This is a genomic window from Vibrio sp. SSH13-20, from assembly GCF_040104475.1.
Taxonomy (GTDB): domain Bacteria; phylum Pseudomonadota; class Gammaproteobacteria; order Enterobacterales; family Vibrionaceae; genus Vibrio; species Vibrio harveyi.
The window spans coordinates 1-1290 of the sequence record NZ_JBECOU010000037.1 but is presented as its reverse complement, the minus strand read 5'-3'; the positions used below and the strand labels follow the sequence as shown (position 1 = coordinate 1290).

The following is a 1290-nucleotide window of genomic DNA, read 5'->3' as shown; positions in this document are numbered from 1 at the left end:
GGTTCATCGCGGATAAGCGGGAACTGAAAACAAAAACGGTAGTAAGTGATAGAGTTTTATCGCCAAACAAAACCTACACAAACTACCGTTTTCATGTCGAATCATACTTTCCTATCTTCATTCTGGGAAGGCTTTCATATAGTAAAGTCTCATCAGACCACATCATTAATAAAGCTCACTCTCAAACCAAATTCTATCGCTAGGTGTCCGTGCGGGCTTAAAGCTCAAGCCATACATGAGTATCAATGGCGTAACGTGAAGGAAGCCACGCTGTTAGGAGCTCCCGTTGAACTGACCGTTCAAACCCGACGCATCAAGTGCAGCCACTGCGGCATTAAAACAGAGCGACTATCTTGGTTAGAGCCTTATGCTCGTATCACTAACCGTCTACGAAGCTATATTGAACAGTTGTTACCTCTCCTGCCAATTAAACATATAGCTCAAGTGACCGGTGTTCATTGGCACACAATCAAAGAGATAGATAAGCGTCGGCTTCAACAAGTAGTACCGCAAGTTAAATGGGGTGAATTAAGGCAACTCGTCATGGACGAGTTTGCCATTTTTAAAGGGCACCGTTACGCGACAGTTATTGCAGATGCGAAAAGTCATCAGATTATCTGGATAGGACTAGGTCGTAGCCGCAAGGATATTCGACCGTTCTTTGAACAACTAGGTGAGCATGGCAAAAATATCGAAGCAGTAGCAATGGATATGAATACGGCTTTTGACCTTGAAGTCCAAGCGCATTGCCCAAATGCCCGTATCGTTTATGACTTGTTCCACGTTGTTGCTAAGTTCGGTCGTGAAGTGATGGATAGAGTTAGAGTCGACCAAGCCAATAAGCTAAAACAGGATAAAAAAGCAAGGCAATGGGTCAAGCGTTCGCGCTGGGTGCTATTGAAAAATAAGGATAATTTAAATACACAACAGGAAAGCTACCTCACAGAAATATTGAATATGAATCAGGACTTGATGACAACTTACTTACTGGGTGCGCAATTAAAGGAACTGTGGCGTTGCGGCTCTGAACTTCAGGCTAAAAACTTATGGCAGGTATGGTTTAGGCAAGTGAATGAGAGTGGAATTAAGCCGCTCATAGAGTTCGCTCGAAAGCTCAGCCCATACCTTCATGGGATCACTGCTTCAGCAAGCTATCCGCTGAATACCTGTACGCTTGAAGGGATAAATAACAAGATAAAGTTAATCAAGCGGATGGGGTATGGCTATCGAGATACCGATTATTTCTTCTTAAAGATAAAAGCGGCTTTCCCCGGAAAGCCGCGATGAACC

The 1290-nt window shown here is 43.7% G+C and carries 1 protein-coding gene; it reads left to right on the top strand.

Annotated elements, in window-relative coordinates:
• Positions 1-93 precede the first annotated feature (93 nt).
• Positions 94-1287 carry an ISL3 family transposase gene (locus ABMY42_RS26310; RefSeq protein WP_274791645.1) on the top strand — a complete coding sequence of 398 codons (1194 nt, stop codon included), beginning with the start codon at positions 94-96 and terminating at the stop codon, positions 1285-1287.
• Positions 1288-1290 lie beyond the last annotated feature (3 nt).